Source organism: Pantoea sp. X-Soil-OKNW-713, assembly GCF_059730685.1.
Genome location: NZ_AP035995.1, coordinates 3,945,584 through 3,967,175, shown reverse-complemented (window position 1 = coordinate 3,967,175; position 21,592 = coordinate 3,945,584). Strand labels below are relative to the sequence as shown.

Genomic DNA, 21,592 nt, shown 5'->3' with positions numbered 1-21,592 from the left:
GGGGAATTGCCGCAGGCTATGAAATATCTGAGCGTAAAATGAGTGAGAAACGATGACTCTGAATCTGGTAAGTGAGCAGTTGCTAACTGCGAACAGCATTAATCAGCAGGACCTTTTTTCCCTGTTAGGGCAGCTTTCAGAACGTCGTCTGGACTATGCCGATCTCTATTTTCAGTCCAGTTTCCACGAATCCTGGGTGCTGGAAGACAAAATCATTAAAGACGGCTCGTATCATATCGATCAGGGCGTCGGCGTTCGCGCGGTCAGCGGTGAGAAAACCGGTTTCGCCTATGCTGACCAGATCACCCTGAATGCCTTGCGCCAGTCGGCTGAAGCCGCACGCAGCATCGTACGCGAGCAGGGCAATGGCAAAGCCCATACCCTTTCGGCTGTGATCAACCGCTCGCTGTACGCACCGGTCAATCCGCTGGATAGCCTGACGCGTGAAGACAAAATCGCCCTGTTGCATCGCGTGGATAAAGTGGCGCGCGCCGCTGATCCTCGCGTCCAGGAAGTGAATGCCAGCCTGACCGGGGTTTATGAGCAGGTGCTGGTGGCAGCGACCGATGGCACGCTGGCCGCTGATGTGCGTCCGTTGGTTCGTCTGTCGATCAGCGTTCAGGTGGAAGATCAGGGTAAACGTGAACGCGGCTCCAGCGGTGGCGGCGCGCGTACCGGTTATGAATTCTTCCTCGCCGATGAAAGCGGTGATGTGCGTGCAGATGCCTGGGCGCGTGAGGCGGTGCGGATGGCGCTGGTGAACCTCTCGGCGGTTGCTGCTCCGGCAGGGACGCTGCCGGTGGTACTGGGCGCTGGCTGGCCGGGCGTGTTGCTGCACGAAGCGGTTGGACACGGTCTTGAAGGCGACTTTAACCGCCGTGCCACCTCGGTGTTCAGCGGGAAAATGGGCCAGTTGGTGGCGTCTGAACTTTGTACTGTGGTCGATGATGGCACCATCGAGGGCTTGCGTGGTTCGCTGGCGGTGGACGATGAAGGCGTACCGGGACAGTACAACGTGTTGATTGAAAACGGTGTGCTGAAGGGTTACATGCAGGACAAGCTCAATGCGCGTCTGATGGGCGTCAACCCTACCGGCAATGGTCGTCGTGAATCTTATGCGCACCTGCCGATGCCGCGTATGACCAACACCTATATGCTGGCGGGGAAATCCACGCCGCAGGACATTATCGCAAGCGTAGAATATGGCCTGTACGCGCCGAACTTTGGTGGCGGCCAGGTGGATATCACCTCCGGTAAGTTTGTGTTCTCAACATCGGAAGCCTATCTGATTGAGAACGGTAAAGTGACCAAACCGGTAAAAGGTGCCACGCTGATTGGCTCCGGTATTGAAGCCATGCAGCAGATTTCCATGGTGGGTAACGACCTGGCATTGGATAAAGGCGTTGGCGTTTGTGGTAAAGAAGGCCAGAGCGTGCCGGTGGGCGTGGGGCAGCCGACACTGAAGCTGGATAAACTCACGGTCGGCGGAACCGCCTGATTCAAGCACTGAACCGTAGCGGCGCGATTTATCGCGCCCTTTTGACCTTTACGATGGCAAAAAAACGCGCGATAAATCGCGCCGCGACAGTACTTATGCTCAGTTTTTACGGTGCTGCTGATACTGGCGCGCTACCCGTTTGAAATACTCGGTCAGATAGTCGATACACACCTGCACTTTCAGCGGCAGCTTATCTTTTTCGGTGTACAGCGCATAAACCGGTCTGGGGGCCGACTGATACTGTGAAAACAGGATATCGATCTCACCGGTGTTGATCTCGTTTATCACCCACATCAGTGGGACATAGGCGATACCGCACCCGGCTTTCAGCCAACGGATCAGCGTTAGCGAATCATTGGTCACGAAACGTCCCTGCGGCGTCAGACGCGTGACCAGCCCTTCCGGCGCAATCAACTCGAAGGTATTATCCGGGCGCACGCTATATTCCAGCCACGAAAAATTATCGATCTCGCCAGGCTTTTCCGGCGTGCCGTGCTGTGCCAGATAGCTTTTGGCCGCGCATACCACCATCGGCATCGCGCCCAGGCGACGCGAGAACAGATTGGAATCCTGCAACTCACCGACGCGGATCACCAGATCCAGCCCGTTAGCAATCAAATCCGGTGCCGGAATGCCGGTGACTAAATTGACGCTCAAACCCGGATATTCACGTAACATATCGCTGGTCATATCAGCGAGGACATTTTGCGCCATTGTCGACGAGCTGCCGATACGTAAAATACCAATGGGCGTGTTGTTGAAGGCATACAGTTGTTCGTGGACCTGCATCGCCTCTGCCAGCATGCGGCGGCAGCCCTGATAATAAATTCTGCCCGCTTCGGTCAGGCCAATGCTTCGGGTGCTGCGATTCAGCAGCTTGACCTGGAGCTCATCTTCCAGTTTCGCGACTATCTGGCTAATCGACGAAACGCTAAGATGAAGCTGACGTGCCGCGGCGGTGAAGGATCCTAATTCAACCACTTTGGCGAAGATGGACATGCCTTTAAGTCGTTCCATTGTTTACTCTGGCTAAAAAGTGATTTAGCTCACAATATGTAGATAACGTATAGTCAAGCGCGTTACTATACGCACGCTGGGTCATTTCACCGCACCTTAACACGGCAGTGAATCTGCCTGTGTTTGTCAGATGATACGCTATGATTAGCTCAAACGGCCTGAATGTTGCCATCAGTCTACCCGTCATCCCATTATCATCAACCCCTTGTGCCATGTGGCATGCGGGCAGGTATCGGTGCAATCCGGCAAGGTCGAACTAAGGAACCGAAATGAGTGTGCTTCCGGTATTTGTCGTATTTGGGCTGTCTTTCCCGCCCATCTTCATTGAACTCATAGTTTCGCTGGCGCTGTTCTGGCTGGTGAAACGCGTGCTGACGCCCAGCGGATTGTACGATCTGGTTTGGCATCCGGCACTTTTTAACACAGCGCTTTATTGCTGTGTGTTTTACCTTGTATCCCGTTTATTCGTCTGAGGTTTTAAGTGAAAGCGCTAATAAGAAAAATCGCGCGCTACGCGATTACTCTCCTGCTGGTTGTCGTCGCTATCGTGATCATCTTCCGCGCCTGGGTGTTCTACACCGAATCCCCGTGGACGCGTGATGCTAAATTCTCTGCCGATGTCGTGGCGATCTCTCCGGATGTGACCGGCTTGATCACCGAGGTGCCGGTCCGTGATAACCAACTGGTGAAGAAGGGCGATACCCTGTTTGTGGTTGACCGCCCCCGTTACCAGAAGGCGCTGGATGAAGCACAGGCCGATGTCGAGTATTACCAGGCTGTCGCCAACGAAAAACGTCGTGAAGCGGCGCGCCGTAACCAACTCGGCACCAGCGCGATGTCGCGTGAAGCCATTGACCAGGCCAACAACGATCTGACCACCACCGAGCATCAGCTGGCGAAAGCTATTGCGACGCGCGATCTGGCGGCCATCGACCTGGATCGTACCACCATCAAGGCACCGTCTGACGGTTGGGTGACCAACCTTAACGTCTATGAAGGCGAGTTTATTACCCGTGGTTCAGTGGCGGTGGCTCTGGTGCAGCAGCATACGTTCTACGTGCTGGCCTATATGGAAGAAACCAAGCTGGATGGCGTACGCCCGGGCTTCCGTGCGGAAATCACCCCGCTGGGTAGCAATACCGTGCTGCGTGGCACCGTCGACAGCATCGCAGCCGGTGTTACCGACAGCAGCAGCACCAATGACAGCAAAGGCATGGCCACTGTTGATTCCAATCTGGAGTGGGTGCGTCTGGCGCAGCGTGTACCAGTGCGTATTCATCTCGACGATCAGCCTGGCAATCGCTTCCCGGCTGGCACCACCGCTACCGTGGTGATTACCGGTGAGAAGGATCGTAAGACGCAAGCTTCACCGATGAGCAAATTGTTTAATCGCCTGCGTGAGTTTGGTTAAGAGGGCGATATGATTGAGTTCCTGCGTTTCCCGGTGAAGCTGACGTTTGCGCTGGTAGCGGCGCTGATTATCGGCTTTCACTTCAATCTGGAAACGCCGCGCTGGGCGGTGATGACCGCCGGGATTGTGGCGGGTGGCACCGCCTTTGTCGCCGGAGGTGATCCCTACTCCGGCGCGCTGCGCTATCGCGGCATCCTGCGTATTATCGGGACCTTTATTGGTAGCGCGGCAGCTCTGACCATCATGATCGCCACGGTGCGTGCCCCGGTAGTGATGCTGCTGTTATGTTGCCTGTGGGCCGGCTTCTGCGTCTGGCTCTCCTCGCTGATTAAAGTTGAAAACTCCTACGCCCTGGGTCTGGCAGGCTACACCGCGCTGATTATCGTCGTCACCGCCGATGCCAGTGGTGGGCTGACGCTGGCTCCGCAGTTTGCGGTTGAGCGTTGTAGCGAAATCGTGCTGGGTATTTTGTGTGCCATTCTGGCGGATATGATTTTCTCGCCCCGTTCGATTAAAAAAGTGATCGATCAGGAAGTGGATTCGCTGCTGGTGGCACACTACAAACTGCTGCAACTTTGTGTCGCGCACGGCGATAAAGAAGAAGTCGACAAAGCCTGGAGCGCGCTGGTGCGCCGCACCACGGCGCTGAACACCATGCGCAGCCAGTTGATGATGGAATCCTCGCGTTGGAAAAACAGCAGCCGTCGTCTGCAAATGCTGAATACTTTATCCCTGACCTTGATTACGCAGGCCGCTGAAACCTTCCTGATCCAGAATTCCCGCCCGGACTACATTCCGCCCCAGTATCGATTGCTGATCGAGAAAGAGGTCAAAAGCGTTGATGACGTGCACAAGCGCATGAAAATCATGCGCCGGGTAATTGGCGTCAGCAGTAAATCCACACCGCTGACCTTAGCCAGCTGGGTGGGAGCAGCAACCGAGTACTTGTTGCTGATTAATGGCGTCAGGAGCAACAGCCGTATCACCACGCTGGAAGACGGTATTCTGCAACGTGAAGTGGTGATTCAGGCGCGTTCTGCCGAAACTCACCATGCAATGATTAACGGCGTACGTACGTTTGCGGCGACGGCGATTGGCTCACTTTTCTGGTTGTACACCGGTTGGACCTCTGGCAGTGGCTGTATGGTGATGCTGGCGGTAATCACCGCACTGGCGATGCGTACCCCTAATCCATTGATGATGGCAAAAGACTTCCTCTACGGTATGACGGTCGCAGTGCCGCTGGGTGCGCTCTACTTTATCTACGTCCTGCCTGCAACCCAGCAAAGTATGCTGCTGCTTTGCATCGCGATTGGTCTGCTGGGCTTTATTGGCGGCATCTTCGTCCAGCGTCGCCAACTGGGAACGTTAGGTGCCCTGATTGGTACCATCAACGTGCTGGTACTGGATAACCCGATGAAGTTCGAGTTCAACGTGTTTCTCGACAACGTGTTGGGCCAGGTGATTGGATGTTTTGTGGCGATGATGGTGATTCTGCTGATTCGTGACAAATCTAAGGCGCGTACCGGACGTAAGTTGCTGAATCGCTTTATGTATGCGGCGGTGGCGGCGATGACCACCAATCAGGCGCGTCGTCGCGAGAATCACTTACCAGCGCTGTATCAGCAACTGTTTCTGCTGCTCAATCTGTTCCCCGGCGATATCAATAAATACCGTATCGCGCTGACGCTGATTATCGGCCATCAACGCTTACGCAATGCCGAGGTGCCGATCAATGCAGATCTCTCCGCCTATCACCGCCAGCTGCGATCCACTGCTGACCAGGTGATCTCGACGCGTAGCGATGATAAACGACGTGTCTATTTTGAGCAGTTGTTACGCGAGCTGGATGTCTATCAGGAGAAACTCCAGCACTATGCGGCACCGAGCAGCGTAACGGAGCCGGTAAAACGTTTAGCCAACATGCTGAGTAAGTACCAGAACACCTTGATTCAAATCTGAAACCAGCCACCGCGTGATGCGGTGGCTCACTCTCACAAAACCCACCGGTAATGCCATCTATACTTTCCTGACGGGATGCAAACTGTCAGGGGGGAAGGAGGGCATCCACACCCCCGCAGCAACACAAACATATCAACGCAGGCTACCCGGTTTAATGGGCAGTGGTACAGAAAAGAGAGTCGTCATGATGAGAATCGAACGTTTTGATTTCGATGAAATCGTCGATCAGGCGCACTTCTTCCGCCAGTTCAGTGACCGTTTTGCGCTGGCGGATCTGGCGATTACTGATTTGGACGATCTCTGGGAAGTGGTGACAGGCGAGCAAATGCCGTTACCGCTGGAGATTGAGTTTATTCACTTAGGGTCAGGACAGAAGCGTCGCTATGGGGCGTTGATTTTGCTGTTTGATGAAGCAGAAGAGGAGCTGGATGGCCAGCTCCGCTTTAATGTGAAGTAACGCAAAAAGGGCCCCGGCGAGCGGGGCCAAAGGGTTCGTCAAGCAGTTGACGAGGAATTACTTATACAGTTCAGCAGTGATGTGATAGTTGTCGCCGGTGCGGGCTTCAATCACTTTATAGGCGCTGGCACCCTGTTCATCGGCTTTCTGCGACAGCTGAGCACGATAATCCATTGGTGCACCGGCAGTACCACTGATGGTCACTGTCCCCGCAGGCTGCATATTCTGAGCCTGTTCCGCCGTGACCAGTTGTGCCGCAGAGGCACCGAAGGTCAACAGTGAGAGCAGGCTAGCGGTTGCGATGGTTGCTTTGATTTTCATTGTTCGTCTCCTCATTACAATCAACAACCTGCGGTGGTAAGTGGGTAGCGGGTCGTCGATTCATATCCAGGCGCCGTTTGGGCGCCGGATAATCATTTATCGATTATTTGTACAGTTCAGCAGTGACGTGGTAGGTGTCATTCTGATTGTTTTCAATGATGCGATAGTGGCTGGCACCCTGAGCATCGGCTTTGGCGGACAGTTCCTGACGGATGTTGTTCTGGTCGCCATCACGGCCACTCACGCTGATGGTTTGGTTCAGCGGTTGCAGATTCATGGTGTCTGCCTGCTCATTGGTAATCAGGCTTGCTGCGCTGGCACCGAAAGAAAGAACGGAAGCCAGGCTCAGCACTGCGATAGATAATTTAGTTTTCATGATTCACTCTCCTGAATTTGGGTCAGCAACCTGAGCGCAATCGCGTCTCAAATGGGTTGCCTTTCACATTGCGTCTTGTTTCGGCGAACTTATTTATAAAGTTCAGCAGTCGCGTGGTAGGTGTTGTCATTACGCGCTTCGATCACGCGATAAGCTTTAGCACCTTGCTGGTCTGCTTTTTCGCTCAGTTGCTGATGGATATCCATCGGCGAACCAGCCGTGCCGCTGACACTGATGGTGCCGGCCGGTTGCAGATTCATTGCCTGATCAGCATTAATAGAATCTGCGGCGAAAGCGCCAAATGACAGGGCAGATAGAATGCTCATGGTTGCGATAGTAGTTTTAACTTTCATGATTATTTCCTCGTCTTCTGTTTTTTCTCTTTTTGTTTGGTGTGATTTGCATCACGAAAAGAAGTATAGATCTAATCACTCATGAAATTAATATTCTGCTAATAATGTTTGGTTGTTATTCTTTGTCCTTATGACAACTTTTAATAACTGAGTGTTATAAAAACCGCCTGGTTTCTGCACAACACCTGTTAATTACATGTAAAAACAATGACCTATGTCATTTTATCTTTCTGTGCGAAATATTACGGTTGATCCAGCTGGCTGATACGCTGCGAGTGGGGTATATGGCTGATGTTGATATGTAAAGCAGTGTAAAATAGCGCGAAAGGTTAAGCGGGATAAAAGGTCCTACCAATTGTCACAGGGCGTGAGAACGGACGAGAATATACTTAATGTATTGTTTCTTGAGGATTTTGCTTCAAGCGTGACGGCGGGTAAAGGGAATGGCCGAGTTGTTACCGGCAGGTAATCTGCCGGTAGCGGGCAGGGTTTTATAGCTCTTGTTCGAATAACATCAGCACAGCGTCATGGAGCTGTTTCACGGTAAAAGCACGCGCGGGGGTAATAAAGATGGTGTCATCACCGGCGATAGTGCCGAGAATGCCTTCGGCTTTACCCAGCGAATCCAGCAAACGGGCGATGAGCTGCGCTGCGCCGGGGCTGGTGTGAATCACCACCAGAGCATCGTTGTAGTCGATATCCAGCACTAAATTTTTCAGCGGGCTGGTCGTGGTCGGTACACCCAGTTCGGCTGGCAGGCAGTAAACCATCTCCATTTTTGCGTTGCGCGTGCGCACCGCGCCAAACTTAGTAAGCATACGAGAAACTTTTGACTGATTGATGTTCTCGAAGCCGTCTTCCTGTAACGCCTGCACAATTTCACCCTGAGAGCTGAATTTCTCTTCTTTCAAGAGGGCTTTGAACGCCTTAACCAGGTCGTCTTGTTTAGATGGGTTTCGCATAGGTTACCAATAAAAAGAGGGATGCGTTGGGCAACAAGCCCATGCAGATAAATGATTATGCATTTAAATGAATTTTTATGCAATAAACAGGTGAGAGGTTCGCCGGGATAAGCTGCGAGGGCGGCGATCATAACAGAGATTTACCGCTACGCCAAAATCGCGGCGTGGCGCGCAAAAGCGAAGGTTGCAATGTTGTTATATTATTGAAGTGGTAACAACAAAATGACTGATCATTGCCGACCCCTGTCTTCTGGCTGCGACCTATGATCATTCAGGCGACTTCTGAAGTGTGGATGTCTCGGGAGCCGTATTGCGGCGTCAGTGTTAATAGCGCGACGGGTATTGTCGCTATCGCCTGAGAAGTTGATTAAACTCGTAACCCGATGGAAACCCGGCAGATCTCTGCCCCACCTTAATAAGGAGTCCAGGATGAAAGTTGCCGTTCTCGGTGCCGCTGGTGGTATTGGCCAGGCGCTAGCACTGTTGCTTAAGACCCAATTACCCGCAGGTTCAGCCCTTTCGCTTTATGACATCGCCCCGGTTACGCCGGGTGTGGCTGTGGATCTCAGCCATATTCCTACCGCAGTGAAAGTTGAGGGTTTTAGTGGTGAAGATGCCACGCCCGCACTGAAGGGAGCCGATGTGGTGCTGATTTCCGCCGGAGTGGCACGTAAACCCGGCATGGACCGCGCCGACCTCTTTAACGTTAACGCAGGCATTGTTCGTAACCTGATTGAGCAGGTGGCGAGCACTGCACCCAAGGCCTTAATTGGCGTGATCACTAACCCGGTTAACACCACGGTGGCGATTGCGGCAGAGGTGCTAAAGAAAGCGGGTGTGTATGACAAAAACCGGCTGTTTGGCGTAACTACCCTGGATATTATCCGCGGCAACACCTTTGTTGCGGCGTTAAAAGGCAAACAACCCGGCGAGATCGACGTACCCGTGGTCGGGGGGCATTCTGGCGTCACCATTCTGCCGCTGCTGTCGCAGGTCAAAGGCGTTAGCTTTAGTGAGCAGGAAGTGTTGGATCTCACCAAACGTATCCAAAACGCCGGTACGGAAGTGGTGGAAGCCAAAGCCGGTGGCGGCTCAGCGACCCTGTCAATGGGTCAGGCTGCGGCACGTTTCGGCCTGTCGCTGGTACGCGCCATGCAAGGGGAAGCGAACGTGGTCGAATGTGCTTATGTGGAAGGGGATGGCGAATACGCGCGTTTCTTCTCGCAGCCACTGTTGTTGGGCAAAACCGGTATCGTGGAGCGCCGTCCACTCGGACCGCTCAGCGCCTTTGAGCAACAGGCGTTAACCGGCATGCTGGATACGCTGAAGAAAGATATCGCTCAGGGCGAAGAGTTTGTGAAATAAACTGACCAGGTGCGCATCCACTGCGCACCTCATTTTTACAATCCACCCGACTTATAATTACGTGCCGCTGGTGTGCCATTGCTGGCCGGGCTTTTCTTGCCCAGGGTTTCCATACGAACCTGGAAAGGCGGGAAGGGCATTTCGATACCGTGCTCGGCAAAACCATGCAAAATCAGCTGATGCAGTTCATGGCGTAGCGGCATGCGGTGGCCCATTTCGGCGGCGTAGACTCGCAGTTCAAACAACTGGATACCTTGTTGCAGATCGACAAGGAACACGTCCGGGGGCGGCGTATCCAGTACATAGGTACAGCGTTCGGCCGCTTGTTTCAGGATCAAGGTCACTTCATCGCTATTCACCCCAGCCGGTGCCGGAATAGTCAGCACCACACGCGTCACCGAATCGGAAAGCGACCAGTTAACGAACTGCTCGGTAATAAACGCCTTATTCGGCACGATAATCTCTTTGCGATCCCAGTCGGTGATGGTGGTCGCACGGGTATTGATGCGGGTGATACTCCCGGTGAGATCGCGGATGGTGACGGTATCGCCGATACGAATCGGCTTCTCGAACAGGATAATCAGGCCAGAAATGAAGTTGGCGAAAATCTCCTGTAAACCGAAGCCCAGACCAACACCCAGCGCGGCGACCAGCCATTGCAGCTTCGCCCATTCAATGCCAATCATCGAGAAGCCAATCAGTCCGCCAATCAGCATCAGGATATATTTGGTCACCGTGGTGATGGCGTAGCCGGTACCTGGCGTCAGGCTCAGGTGCTGCAACAGCGCCAGCTCCAGCAGCGCAGGCATATTGCGCACCAACTGGGTGGTAATAATCAGCACCAGAATGGCGATCAGTATCGAACCGAGGGTAATTGGCTGGATGCTTTCCACCCCCTGCACCGTGGTGCTGACATCCCACAGGCGGATATTTTCGAGGAAACCGAACGCCGAGTGAATCTCCGACCACAACACAATCACCGACACCAGGGCAATCAGGGTCAGAATCGAACGAACCAGGCGCAGCGACTGGGCGCTGATAGCATCCAGATCGATGATGGGTTCATCCGCTTCCACTCCCACGCCCTCAATGCTGGTGGCAGGCTGCTCTTTATCCTCTTCACTGCGCGCACGGTTGGCCAGCATCTCTGCACGACGCTGGCGGGCGCGGTCAAAGGCGATACGGCGGCGTTGGATTAACATCCAGCGGCGAACAATATGGTAAATCACCAGCAGGAAGAACCAGATGCCGACGGAAGTTTCCAGGCGTGCCAGCAGTGCCTGCGCAGTCGCCAGATAGCCAATGCAGGAGGCGAGGGCCGCAACCAGTGGAATGGCGATCATCAGGTTCCACAAAATGCGGTTGATAAAGTTATCGCCGTTGCCTTCTTTATCCAGGTACAGCGGGATGCCGGCGCGCTTCAGGCTGACGGTCACGATGCTTAATGCACCGCAAATCAGGATGAAGCACAGCCTGCCGAGCGTCGAGGAGAACTCACGATCTTCCAGGTTGGCAAAAGCGATCAACAGCATGATTAACGGCACAATCAGGCCAACGGTAAGCGAGTAATAACGCATTGCGCGTGCCACGCGCGCCTGAGGCCAGCGGAAATGCACGACAAACAGGCCATTGGGGCGGGCAAAAGAGGCGCTGATCATAAACGCCCACAGCAGAGGCAGCGTGGCGGTGATGCCATCGCCAATTGCTACCGCTATCGGGTAGGGCCAGGCTTCCTGCAAACCATAGCCGAGAGCCGCCCATAACACCGGAATCGGCACGGCGACCAGAATCGACCAGAACACCGTGCGCATTGTCAGGCCAAAGTGATCCTGTGTCACCTTGCCCACTTTGCTGGCGGCTCGTGCCAGAAAAGCATGATAGTGGCGGCGTGAACTGATGCTGAACCCAACCAGCAGCACGGCTCCCAGAATCGGTAGCACCGTTTCCTTGCTGGTAAACATCATCGCCAGTGCTTTGCCTAACTGGCCCAGCGTATCAAGTGATAACAGCCGTGCCAGGGCTTGTGCGGTATCCACCGGAAAGCTCAGGTCAACCGCGCTGACATCAGCGGTCCAGAACAGATAACGATGGGTGGCATCGCGCACTTCCGTCAGTGCATCCTGTAGCTGGGTATTGGAAACTTTGAGTTTGGTGATTTCCAGAATCAGCGTATCGCAGCCGGAAATTAAGGAGTTAAGCAACTCGCGCTGAGTTTTCAGCTGAGCTTCCAGAATGCGGCTCTGTTCACTGGTGAAAGGCGTGCCATCATCCTGCTTCTCTTTGCGTAATACCTGCTGACGCTCCAGCAAATCCTCATAACGGAGCCGTTGTACGCGCAACTGGCCCATTTCGTTGTCGATCTGCTGTGATTTGGGCATATCCGGCAGACGCGCCACCTGCGCGCGCAAGGCCTCGCCCAACAGGTTCGATGCGCCCAGCCATTGCGATTGCTCACGCAGGGTGCTCAGTGCCTGACGAACTTGCAACGTCTGATTGGTCGCCAGGCGTTGCTGCGAGGCGACCAAATCCATGCGTTGTGCCTGCTGATTAAGGTCAGCAGACAGCTCACGGTTAACCCGGAATTGTTCGCTAATGGCGCTGGGCAAATCGCCGCTGTTTTCCGCCAGTTGCTCGGTACGTTCCAGTGCCTGTTCAGCCTCACGCTGGCGCTGATTGTTCAACTGATTGCGCAGCGCTTGCAGGTAATTATCCAGTTGTGAGGCCTGACGTTGATGCACTTCGGCACGCATGCGCGCCAATTCCTGACGGTTATTGGCGGAGAGTTGCGCCAGTTCCAGTTCATCCACACGCGCTTTGTTGGCGGCGTTCTCCGCCTGACGTGCATAGATCTGGGCCTGTTCCTGCGGGGTGGTGGCGGTTGACGCGCCCTGCACGCGGCGGTCGCTCTCCGTCATGGCCCGGCGCGCCTCGGTCTGCTGCTGCGGCAACTGCGACAGCGAATCGCTGATTTCGCGTGCGCGATCCTGCTCCTGCTGTGCCTGACGTCCTTCTTCCAGTAACTGACTGCTGACCTGCAAAATCTCCTGATCCAGTTCGGTGCTGCTCATATTGTTGCGCACCGTTTTGCTGCTCTCAGTGGTCATGCTGGCGAGTTGCTGTCGCAGTTCTCGCGCCAGACGGGGGAAGTCGTCAATTACCTGCTGATATTGCTTTGCCCGCTCCAGCGAATCATCGCGTTCAGCAAGGAAATTGAGTGCCGTTTCCAGTGTCTGAATTTGTTCGGTTTGGGCAGGGGAGCTTTTGGCGGATTTGACGGCATCCAGCTCCTGTTTCAGGTCACTGGCTTGCGGCACGGTGGCCGCAAAAACAGGGCTGCCGAGCCACAAACTCAGCAGCAGGATAAGAAAGGCACGCACAGGGAGTTGTCCTGTTAGTCGGCGAGCGGGGTGGTTTCACCCTGCTGCGGCAGCGCGATAGCCAGCGGCTGACCAAGACGGGTTTTGCTCTCCGCTTCCAGGCTCTCTGCCAGTTTGACGCGCTTCGGGGCAAACAGGTTGATGACGGTGGAACCCAGCTTGAAGCGTCCCATTTCCTGGCCTTTCAGCAGCACCACTGCGCCATCATGATCGGCTGCCGGGTAGTGCCAGCGTTTGATTACCCCTTCGCGTGGCGGCGTGATGGTACCGGCCCAAACGGTTTCGATACTTCCCACGATGGTTGCACCAACCAGAATCTGTACCATCGGACCATGATCGGTATCGAACACACAAATCACGCGCTCGTTACGTGCAAACAGGTTTGGAATGTTACGCGCGGTCAGAGGGTTGACGGAGTAAAGGTCGCCTGGCACGTAAATCATTTCGCGCAGGATACCGTTACACGGCATATGTACCCGGTGATAATCACGCGGGGCGAGGTAAGTGGTGACAAACTCACCGTCCTGGAACTGTTCCGCCAGTGCATCATTACCCGCCAGCAGTGCCTGCAACGAGTAGTAATGGCCTTTGGCCTGGAAAATCTGATCCCCTTCGATGCGACCTAACTGACTGATGGCACCATCGGCAGGCAGAGCCAGCAGCGTGGCATCGGGATCGATCGGGCGAGCCCCCTCTTTTAACGGGCGCACGAAGAAATCATTAAAGGTGCGATAGCTGGCGGTGTCTGGCTTGCTGGCTTCCGCCATATCCACTTTGTAGTACCAGACAAAAATATCGATGACCGCTTTGGTCAGCCAGCCACCACGACGACTGGCACCCCAACCGGCAAGTTCGGTCAGTCCTTTCTTAGGCAGAATATGATTCAGGCCGAGCTTAAAACGATCAAACACCTTAGCCTCCTGGCTTTATTACACATCGTTTATACAAAAGGGGGCGGATTGTAGCAGCGCCCCGGTCAGTTGGCGAATGTGCCGTTGTATACCCTTCATCCTTCAAACGGCAGGTGCGTTGGCTGGGCTCGCTGACCCCACTTACCTGAGTAAGCTCCTGGGGATTCACTCGTTTGCCGCCTTCCTGCCGTTCGAATGATTTTGGGTATAACCGTTAATCCTCGCTGGCGGAAAAGTTTTTACGCGTTTTTACTTGCGCCATGCTTTCCAGAATTCGGTGGTAGTTATCGAAGCGAGAAGCATCGATGATGCCGTTCTCTACCGCTTCACGAATAGCACAGCCGGGATCATTGCCGTGCTTGCAGTCGCGAAACTTGCAACTGCCAAGAAACTCACGGAATTCGACAAATCCACGGGTGATTTGTTCCGGCTCCAGGTGCCATAAACCAAATTCGCGTACACCCGGCGAATCAATCACATCGCCGCCGTGCGGGAAATGGTACAAGCGTGCGGCGGTGGTGGTGTGCTGGCCAAGACCTGAAACATCTGACACGTCGTTAGTCAGGATCTCATCACCCGCGACATCGAGGCCCAGCAGCGCATTCAGCAGGCTGGATTTACCGACACCGGACTGCCCGGCAAAGATGCTGATACGTCCGGTTAACGCGGCTTCCAGCTCATCGAGGCCGTTTTTGGCGCGGCTGGACACCATCAGGACGCGATAACCAATGTGGCGGTAAATCGCCATCTGTTCATCAACAAAAGCACGCGCTTCATCGTCCAGCAGATCGGTTTTGTTCAATACCAGCAGCGGCTCGATCCCCAGGGTTTCACTGGCGACCAGATAACGATCGATGATGTTAAGTGACAACTCAGGCAGGATCGCCGACACGATAATGATCTGATCGATATTGGCGGCGATCGGTTTGACGCCGTCGTAGAAGTCGGGGCGCGTCAATACGCTGGTACGATCGTATACCGCTTCGACGATCCCTTTGCCGCCGTTCTCATTGGCCGCACGCCAGACCACGCGATCGCCGGTAACCAGCGATCGAATGGTGCGACGAATATTGCAGCGATGCACCTCGCCTGCGCTGTCTTCAACGTCTGCGTGCATGCCGAAGCGGCTGATCACTACGCCATCGGTTGGCTCCCCAAACAGGCTATCATCCGGTTCCGGCTTTTCGCTCCGTTGCTTCAGACGACGCTCATGGTTCGCGCTTACGCGACGTTGTTGACCCTTCGACAGTTTATTTTTGCTCACGCATCCTCTCACGCTTTCGCCAGGCTTCGCCCCGCTGGGCAAAACGTCTATGATACACCTTAATTTAGTGTAATGACGACTTTGGCAACGGGCGGAAAATGCATGACAGCTGGAAATGAAAATAATCTGATTTGGATCGACCTCGAAATGACCGGGCTGGATCCAGAACGCGATCGCATCATTGAGATCGCTACGCTGGTAACGGATGCCAATCTGAATATTCTGGCGGAAGGGCCGGTGATGGCGGTACATCAGTCCGATGCGCAGTTGGCGCTGATGGATGACTGGAATGTGCGTACCCATACCAACAGCGGTCTGGTGGATCGCGTGAAGGCCAGCCAGTTTGACGATCGTGCCGCAGAACTGGCGACTATCGAATTTTTGCAACAGTGGGTGCCTGCTAATACCTCGCCGATTTGTGGCAACAGCATCGGTCAGGATCGTCGCTTCCTGTTCAAATATATGCCGGAGCTGGAGGCTTATTTCCACTACCGTTATCTCGATGTCAGTACCCTGAAAGAGTTGGCGCGTCGCTGGAAGCCAGACATCCTGCCAGGCTTCAAAAAAAGCGGCAGCCATCAGGCATTGGATGATATCCGCGAGTCCGTGGCGGAACTGGCGTATTACCGCGAGCATTTTTTGCAGCTTTAATCGCCTTCGGGTGCGCAGGAAAACAGCAGGTTGCTGAATTAATCGGCAAACGCGCAGAAAGCGCAAAATTTTGCTTTCAGGCTCTTGCGATGGAAAGGATTTCTCGTATAATGCGCACCCCGTACCGATGAAGAATTTCGGTGCGGCCAGAACCAAGATGATGCGGGAATAGCTCAGTTGGTAGAGCACGACCTTGCCAAGGTCGGGGTCGCGAGTTCGAGTCTCGTTTCCCGCTCCAAAATTTGGTTCAGCAGTACCTCCTATGCGGGAATAGCTCAGTTGGTAGAGCACGACCTTGCCAAGGTCGGGGTCGCGAGTTCGAGTCTCGTTTCCCGCTCCAAAATTTGTATAGCAGTACCTCCTACGCGGGAATAGCTCAGTTGGTAGAGCACGACCTTGCCAAGGTCGGGGTCGCGAGTTCGAGTCTCGTTTCCCGCTCCAGTTTTGAATATTCATTTAAGTTATTTGTCTTCGGTCACGAGCAAAACTAAAACTGTGGCAGCCAAACCGTTTTCTGGAAAGTTTGCGCAATGCTGCAAAGTCAAAAATTGATGAACTGACGACAGTCGCTGCCTTGATCGGCCAGCAGGTTATCCACAATCTGCCCGGTGCATTCAGACGGCGTTTTACCCTATATGCAAAACCGTTTTGAACAGAGTTATCCACAGGCTCTGGACGATTGCTTATATCCTAATGTATGTATAAATGTTTACGATAAATTTATAATTTATTGATTTTAATCTATTTTTTCATGTTTCAGACTGTTGTTAAACTTACTGGACGATATAACGGGGCATCCCGCTAATCGGCCTGATAATTTTATTCACAGCATGTGGAAAAGGATTTTATCCTGCAAATTTGTTCAATCACGCATCACGCGCCAGACCTTTTTCAATCGCTCGTACCAGACGCAATTTCTGTGCAGGCTGGACCTCAACTTTAAGAGCGGCACGCTTCTCGCGCTGTTGAGCCAGCGCCCAATCGATATGCTCATCCAGCAAGGGGTGCTCTCCTGAACGCTGTTGCAACACGGCGATATTTTCTTCTGACCAGGGCGCATTGCCCAATGCCACCGCTACGTTACGCAACCAACGCAGATGTCCAATACGGCGAATGGCCGACCCTTCAGTCACGCGCAAAAATTTTGCTTCATCCCACATAAACAGCGTGGTGAGCGGTGGTGCATGCAGCACGGCACGCGGTGAAAAATCGTCTTCGTCGGTGAGTTGCCCATAGCGGTTCCACGGACAAATCAACTGGCAATCGTCGCAACCATAGATACGGTTACCGATCAGCGGGCGAAACTCTTCCGGGATGGCACCTTCCAGTTCAATGGTCAGGTAAGAGATACAACGTCGCGCATCCACGGTGTACGGCTCGACAATCGCTGATGTCGGGCAGATGGTCATACAGGCGACACAACGGCCACACTGTTCTTCCTGCGGGGTATCTACTGGCAACGGCAAGTCGATCAGCAACTCGCCGAGGAAAAACCACGAACCCGCTTCACGGTTGAGAATCAGTGAATGTTTGCCGGTCCAGCCCAGGCCTGCTTTGGCAGCCAGTGGACGTTCCAGCAGCGGGGCGGAATCAACAAATGGGCGGAAATTCAGTTCTCCACACTGCTCCTGAATCTTTTCCCCGAGCTTTTTCAGTCGATTGCGTAATACTTTGTGATAATCGCGGCCCAGCGCATAGCGGCTGACATAACCCAGTTGCGGATTTTTCAGCGTGCTGGCGAAGGCTGCTTTGGCTGGCAGGTAATTCATACGAACGCTGATCACCCGCAATGTGCCGGGTAGTAACTCATGGGGACGCGCACGCATCATGCCATGACGCGCCATCCACTCCATCTCGCCGTGGTATTGTTTATCCAGCCACGCCTGCAACCTGGGTTCTTCAAGGCTGAGATCGGTATCGCAAATACCGACTTGCTGGAAGCCGAGTTCGCGCCCCCAGAGTTTAATCTGTTGAGCAAGCTGTTGAAGATCGAGAGGGTATGACATGAGAAACCAGGAATTGAACGCTAACACGCGCAGTTTATCACACTCTGTCTGGCCTGCGCAGGCGATAGGAAAACTGGAACGCGATGCCGCCGACAGCCTGGGACTGACTCTGTATGAACTGATGCAGCGCGCCGGGCAGGCCAGCTATGAACTGGCAAGTCGCTTATGGCCTCAAGCCAGCCACTGGTTGGTTCTCTGCGGGCACGGCAACAACGGCGGCGATGGATATGTGGTGGCGCGGCTGGCGCAAGCGGCAGGCATCACGGTCACGCTGCTGGCGTGTGAAGGCAGCAAACCGCTACCGGAAGAAGCGCAGCAAGCGCGCGAAGCATGGCTGGCGGCAGGCGGAGTGATTCATGCAGCCGATGCCTGCTGGCCGGAACAGGTTGAGGTGATCATTGATGCTCTGCTCGGCACCGGGCTGAACCGTGCGCCTGCTGCACCTTATGACCATCTGATTACGCTCGCCAATGCTCATGCGGCACCGGTGCTGGCAATCGACATGCCTTCAGGGCTGGCGGCAGCCAACGGTACGGCGCCGGGGGCAACTATGCTGGCCGCGCATACCTTAAGCATGATTGTGTTGAAACCCGGACAACTCACCGGCAAAGCGCGTGATTATATCGGGCAATTGCATGTCGATGAGCTGGGGCTGTCGGCCTTTCTTGCGGGTAACCCGGCACCGATGCAGCGTGTTGATGCTCAGGACCTCTCTCGTTGGCTGAAGCCGCGCAAAGCCACCTCGCATAAGGGCGATCATGGTCGTTTACTGGTGGTTGGCGGGGATCGGGGAACGGCGGGCGCGATTCGCATGACGGCAGAAGCAGCATTGCGTGCCGGGGCAGGGCTTGTGCGCGTACTGACGCATGAAGATAATATCGCGCCAATACTGACCGCCCGACCGGAACTGATGGTGGATGCGCTGGTCGAAGAACGGCTACAGCAGGCGTTGGAATGGGCGGATGTGATTGCCATTGGCCCAGGCTTGGGCCAGGGCGATTGGGGTAAACAGGCGCTGAAAACGGTTGTAGCCTGCGAAAAGCCGATGCTCTGGGATGCGGATGCGCTCAACCTGCTGGCAATCAATGCGGATTACCGTCAGAATCGCATCATTACGCCGCATCCCGGCGAAGCGGCGCGTCTGCTGGGCGTCAAGACCAGCGAAATTGAGAGCGACCGCATCCATGCCGCCCAGACATTGGTCAAACGCTACGGCGGCGTCGTGGTGTTGAAAGGGGCGGGTACGGTGATCGCTGATGACCAGGGAGACCTGGTCATTGCCGATGTTGGCAATGCCGGTATGGCCTCTGGCGGTATGGGCGATATATTAAGCGGCATTATTGCCGCGCTGATGGGCCAAAAACTGGCCCTGTTTAATGCGGCCTGTGCAGGCTGCGTGGCGCATGGTGCAGCAGCGGACGCCGTTGCCCGCCAGCGCGGTACACGCGGTATGCTGGCCACTGATTTGTTCGAGCTGCTGTGGCAGTTTGTTAATCCAGAGATGATCCAACAATAAAGAATGAAGACCTGTGTTATTTCTTTGCCCGATGAAGCGGCAACTCTTGAACTTGGCGCGCAGCTGGCTCGCGTATGCAACAGCGCGCTGGTGATTTATTTATATGGCGATTTGGGCGCGGGTAAAACGACATTCAGTCGTGGTTTTTTGCAGGCGCTGGGCCATCAGGGCAATGTTAAAAGCCCGACTTATACGTTGGTCGAACCCTATACGCTGGATAGCCGTACGTTATACCACTTCGACCTGTATCGTTTGGCCGATCCGGAAGAACTGGAGTTTATGGGAATTCGCGACTATTTCAGCGGCGATGCCATTTGCCTGGTTGAATGGCCACAGCAGGGTGCGGGTGTCTTACCTGAACCGGACCTGGCGCTGACATTGCGTTACGTTGACAATGCGCGTGAAGCAGAACTCCAGGCAGTTTCAGCGCAGGGCGAAACCCTGTTGCAACAGTTCCAGCAGTGCAGGGATCAGGCATGATGTCACGGATGAAAATGGCGTTGCTGGCGCTGCTCTGTCTGTTCTCCACCTCGGCGCTGGCCGCCACATTAGCCGATATCAAAGTCGATAACGGTGACAGTCAGGCGACGGTCACCCTGAGCTTTAATGGCCAGCCTGTGTATGGTTTCTTTCCGTTGCACAACCCCGATCGCGTGGTACTGGATATCCGCCAGAGCGGCAATATTCAGGGATTGCCGCTGACGTTCAGCGGCGAAAATATCGTTAAGCGTATCCGTAACAGTAAGCCACAAGATAAGCAGAGCATTCGTCTGGTATTTGAATTAACCCAGGCTGCGCGTACCCGCGCAACGACTCAGCGTGATGGCAATCAGTATCGCGTGGTGTTCACCATTCGCGGTACGCAAACGGCGAAACGCAATGCGGCACCGGTCAGCTCGGTGCGCGAAACCACGAGCAGCAGTCAGGGAAATCCGTTTAACGCTAACCCGGTAACCACGGTCAGCAGCAGTAATACCACCATCCGTCCCGGTGGCGCGGTGAGTCGTAACGAACCGGTGATTGTCGCGATTGATGCCGGTCACGGCGGCCAGGACCCCGGTGCGACCGGGCAGCGTGGTTTGCATGAGAAAAATGTCACCATCGCCATCGCACGTAAATTGAAAGCATTGATGGATCAGGACCCGATGTTTAAACCGGTCCTGACGCGTACCGGTGACTACTTTATCTCGGTGATGGGCCGCTCTGACGTTGCGCGCAAAGAAAACGCCAACCTGCTGGTATCCATTCACGCCGATGCGGCACCCAGCCACTCAGCAACCGGCGCCTCGGTGTGGGTGCTATCCAACCGTCGCGCGAACAGCGAAATGGCAAACTGGCTGGAACAGAAAGAGAAACAATCAGAACTGCTGGGCGGCGCAGGCGATCTGCTGGCGAATACCCAGGCCGATCCCTATCTGAGCCAGGCGGTATTGGATCTGCAATTCGGCCATTCGCAGCGCGTTGGCTATGATGTGGCGGTGAAGGTGTTGCAGCAGTTGCGTGGCATCACGCCGTTGCATAAACGTCTGCCTGAGCATGCCAGCCTCGGCGTATTACGTTCACCGGATATCCCTTCTTTATTGGTCGAAACCGGCTTTATCAGTAATTTGACTGAGGAGCGGCTGCTGGGCAGTAGCGCTTATCAGGAGAAGATTGCCCAGTCGATTTATAAAGGGTTACGTAATTACTTCCTGGCGCACCCGTTGCAATCGGTCCCCAGGGAAGAAAACCGCCCGCTGGATAACGCGCCAGTGGTAAGCGTCGCCAGTAATCCGGCGACAGGCACGGTGCAATATACGGGTGCGACACAACGCCATACCGTGACGCGTGGTGAAACCTTGTCAGGTATCGCCGCAAAATACGGTGTCAGTATGGCAACGCTGCGCGAGATGAACAGCCTGAAACGTGATGTGGTTTGGGTTGGGCAACGCCTGAAGGTGCCGGCGAAATCGACCGTCACCGCAAGTGCCTCGCGTGGTCCGGTTCGCCATAAGGTAGTGCGCGGTGACTCGTTAACCGCAATTGCCGCCCATTATGGCGTTAGCCCCAATGCCATCATGCAGGCCAATAATATGAAGTCCTCTAACGTGATGTTGGGGCAAACTCTGAAAATCCCGCAATCCTGATTGCTGGCCCCTGGTGGGC

Annotated in this window: 19 protein-coding genes and 3 tRNA genes; 13 read left to right on the top strand and 9 right to left on the bottom strand. The window is 54.5% G+C overall.

All coding sequences use genetic code 11. From position 1 onward, the window contains the following. Nucleotides 1-52 precede the first annotated feature (52 nt). The gene (gene tldD / locus AC6I8R_RS18440; RefSeq protein ID WP_208724272.1) at nt 53-1,498 is read left to right on the top strand and encodes a metalloprotease TldD; all 1,446 of its coding nucleotides are present in this window, start codon (nt 53-55) and stop codon (nt 1,496-1,498) included. A gap of 99 nt (nt 1,499-1,597) precedes the next feature. On the opposite strand, the gene aaeR is transcribed toward tldD, so the two are convergent. Then, nucleotides 1,598-2,515, bottom strand: coding sequence for an HTH-type transcriptional activator AaeR (aaeR, locus tag AC6I8R_RS18435; RefSeq protein ID WP_036625599.1), 918 nt, complete (start codon nt 2,513-2,515; stop codon nt 1,598-1,600). A gap of 269 nt (nt 2,516-2,784) precedes the next feature. Here aaeR and aaeX point away from each other — a divergent pair, with 269 nt between their 5' ends. The 4 genes from aaeX (at nt 2,785) to AC6I8R_RS18415 (ending at nt 6,345) form a co-directional block, all read left to right on the top strand. Beyond that, nucleotides 2,785-2,988, top strand: coding sequence for a p-hydroxybenzoic acid efflux pump operon protein AaeX (aaeX, locus tag AC6I8R_RS18430; protein WP_013510717.1), 204 nt, complete (start codon nt 2,785-2,787; stop codon nt 2,986-2,988). Nucleotides 2,989-2,996: 8 nt separating this feature from the next. After that, nucleotides 2,997-3,926 (top strand): p-hydroxybenzoic acid efflux pump subunit AaeA, encoded by a 930-nt coding sequence (aaeA, locus tag AC6I8R_RS18425; protein ID WP_021183591.1) that lies wholly within the window; start codon nt 2,997-2,999, stop codon nt 3,924-3,926. A 9-nt stretch (nt 3,927-3,935) separates the two neighbouring features. Continuing rightward, nucleotides 3,936-5,888 carry a p-hydroxybenzoic acid efflux pump subunit AaeB gene (gene aaeB, locus AC6I8R_RS18420; protein WP_415174780.1) on the top strand — a complete coding sequence of 651 codons (1,953 nt, stop codon included), beginning with the start codon at nt 3,936-3,938 and terminating at the stop codon, nt 5,886-5,888. 187 nt (nt 5,889-6,075) lie between these two features. Continuing rightward, the gene (locus AC6I8R_RS18415) at nt 6,076-6,345 is read left to right on the top strand and encodes a barstar family protein (protein ID WP_036625663.1); all 270 of its coding nucleotides are present in this window, start codon (nt 6,076-6,078) and stop codon (nt 6,343-6,345) included. Between the two features lie 57 nt (nt 6,346-6,402). On the opposite strand, the gene yhcN (AC6I8R_RS18410) is transcribed toward AC6I8R_RS18415, so the two are convergent. The 4 genes from yhcN (AC6I8R_RS18410) to argR form a co-directional block, all read right to left on the bottom strand. Further along, on the bottom strand, nt 6,403-6,666 hold the full coding sequence (gene yhcN, locus AC6I8R_RS18410) for a peroxide/acid stress response protein YhcN (RefSeq protein WP_013510713.1): 264 nt from the start codon (nt 6,664-6,666) through the stop codon (nt 6,403-6,405). Nucleotides 6,667-6,769: 103 nt separating this feature from the next. After that, nucleotides 6,770-7,042, bottom strand: a complete 273-nt coding sequence (locus AC6I8R_RS18405; protein WP_013510712.1) for a YdgH/BhsA/McbA-like domain containing protein — start codon at nt 7,040-7,042, stop codon at nt 6,770-6,772. Nucleotides 7,043-7,131: 89 nt separating this feature from the next. Beyond that, a complete protein-coding gene (yhcN, locus tag AC6I8R_RS18400; protein ID WP_021183588.1) occupies nt 7,132-7,395 on the bottom strand; it encodes a peroxide/acid stress response protein YhcN in 264 nt (87 codons plus the stop codon). A 491-nt stretch (nt 7,396-7,886) separates the two neighbouring features. Beyond that, a complete protein-coding gene (gene argR, locus AC6I8R_RS18395) occupies nt 7,887-8,357 on the bottom strand; it encodes a transcriptional regulator ArgR (protein WP_013510710.1) in 471 nt (156 codons plus the stop codon). Nucleotides 8,358-8,786: 429 nt separating this feature from the next. Between argR and mdh the strand changes: the two genes are divergently transcribed. Continuing rightward, a complete protein-coding gene (mdh, locus tag AC6I8R_RS18390; RefSeq protein WP_021183586.1) occupies nt 8,787-9,722 on the top strand; it encodes a malate dehydrogenase in 936 nt (311 codons plus the stop codon). Between the two features lie 35 nt (nt 9,723-9,757). Here the strand turns inward: mdh and mscM are convergent, their stop codons facing one another. From mscM to rsgA, 3 genes are all read right to left on the bottom strand, one after another. Continuing rightward, complete coding sequence (gene mscM, locus AC6I8R_RS18385) at nt 9,758-13,099, bottom strand: miniconductance mechanosensitive channel MscM (protein WP_497832680.1); 3,342 nt, start codon at nt 13,097-13,099, stop codon at nt 9,758-9,760. A gap of 14 nt (nt 13,100-13,113) precedes the next feature. Further along, on the bottom strand, nt 13,114-14,010 hold the full coding sequence (gene asd, locus AC6I8R_RS18380; protein WP_021183584.1) for an archaetidylserine decarboxylase: 897 nt from the start codon (nt 14,008-14,010) through the stop codon (nt 13,114-13,116). 214 nt (nt 14,011-14,224) lie between these two features. Further along, a complete protein-coding gene (gene rsgA / locus AC6I8R_RS18375; RefSeq protein ID WP_021183583.1) occupies nt 14,225-15,274 on the bottom strand; it encodes a small ribosomal subunit biogenesis GTPase RsgA in 1,050 nt (349 codons plus the stop codon). Nucleotides 15,275-15,376: 102 nt separating this feature from the next. Here rsgA and orn point away from each other — a divergent pair, with 102 nt between their 5' ends. The 4 genes from orn (at nt 15,377) to AC6I8R_RS18355 (ending at nt 16,366) form a co-directional block, all read left to right on the top strand. Then, complete coding sequence (gene orn, locus AC6I8R_RS18370) at nt 15,377-15,925, top strand: oligoribonuclease (protein WP_021183582.1); 549 nt, start codon at nt 15,377-15,379, stop codon at nt 15,923-15,925. 162 nt (nt 15,926-16,087) lie between these two features. After that, nucleotides 16,088-16,163, top strand: a tRNA-Gly gene (locus AC6I8R_RS18365). Between the two features lie 26 nt (nt 16,164-16,189). Continuing rightward, nucleotides 16,190-16,265 (top strand) — tRNA-Gly (locus tag AC6I8R_RS18360). Nucleotides 16,266-16,290: 25 nt separating this feature from the next. Then, a tRNA-Gly gene (locus tag AC6I8R_RS18355) sits at nt 16,291-16,366 on the top strand. A gap of 425 nt (nt 16,367-16,791) precedes the next feature. On the opposite strand, the gene queG is transcribed toward AC6I8R_RS18355, so the two are convergent. Further along, on the bottom strand, nt 16,792-17,931 hold the full coding sequence (gene queG / locus AC6I8R_RS18350; RefSeq protein WP_208724268.1) for a tRNA epoxyqueuosine(34) reductase QueG: 1,140 nt from the start codon (nt 17,929-17,931) through the stop codon (nt 16,792-16,794). Between queG and nnr the strand changes: the two genes are divergently transcribed. Genes nnr through amiB form a run of 3 tightly spaced genes read left to right on the top strand, consistent with a single transcriptional unit; the run spans nt 17,930 to nt 21,573 of the window. Then, nucleotides 17,930-19,447, top strand: coding sequence for a bifunctional ADP-dependent NAD(P)H-hydrate dehydratase/NAD(P)H-hydrate epimerase (gene nnr / locus AC6I8R_RS18345; RefSeq protein ID WP_415173825.1), 1,518 nt, complete (start codon nt 17,930-17,932; stop codon nt 19,445-19,447). The genes queG and nnr overlap by 2 nt on opposite strands. Nucleotides 19,448-19,450: 3 nt before the next feature. Beyond that, nucleotides 19,451-19,927, top strand: coding sequence for a tRNA (adenosine(37)-N6)-threonylcarbamoyltransferase complex ATPase subunit type 1 TsaE (gene tsaE, locus AC6I8R_RS18340; protein WP_021183578.1), 477 nt, complete (start codon nt 19,451-19,453; stop codon nt 19,925-19,927). Further along, nucleotides 19,924-21,573 carry an N-acetylmuramoyl-L-alanine amidase AmiB gene (amiB, locus tag AC6I8R_RS18335; RefSeq protein ID WP_021183577.1) on the top strand — a complete coding sequence of 550 codons (1,650 nt, stop codon included), beginning with the start codon at nt 19,924-19,926 and terminating at the stop codon, nt 21,571-21,573. The genes tsaE and amiB overlap by 4 nt, the downstream gene beginning before the upstream one ends. The last annotated feature ends 19 nt before the right edge of the window (nt 21,574-21,592 follow it).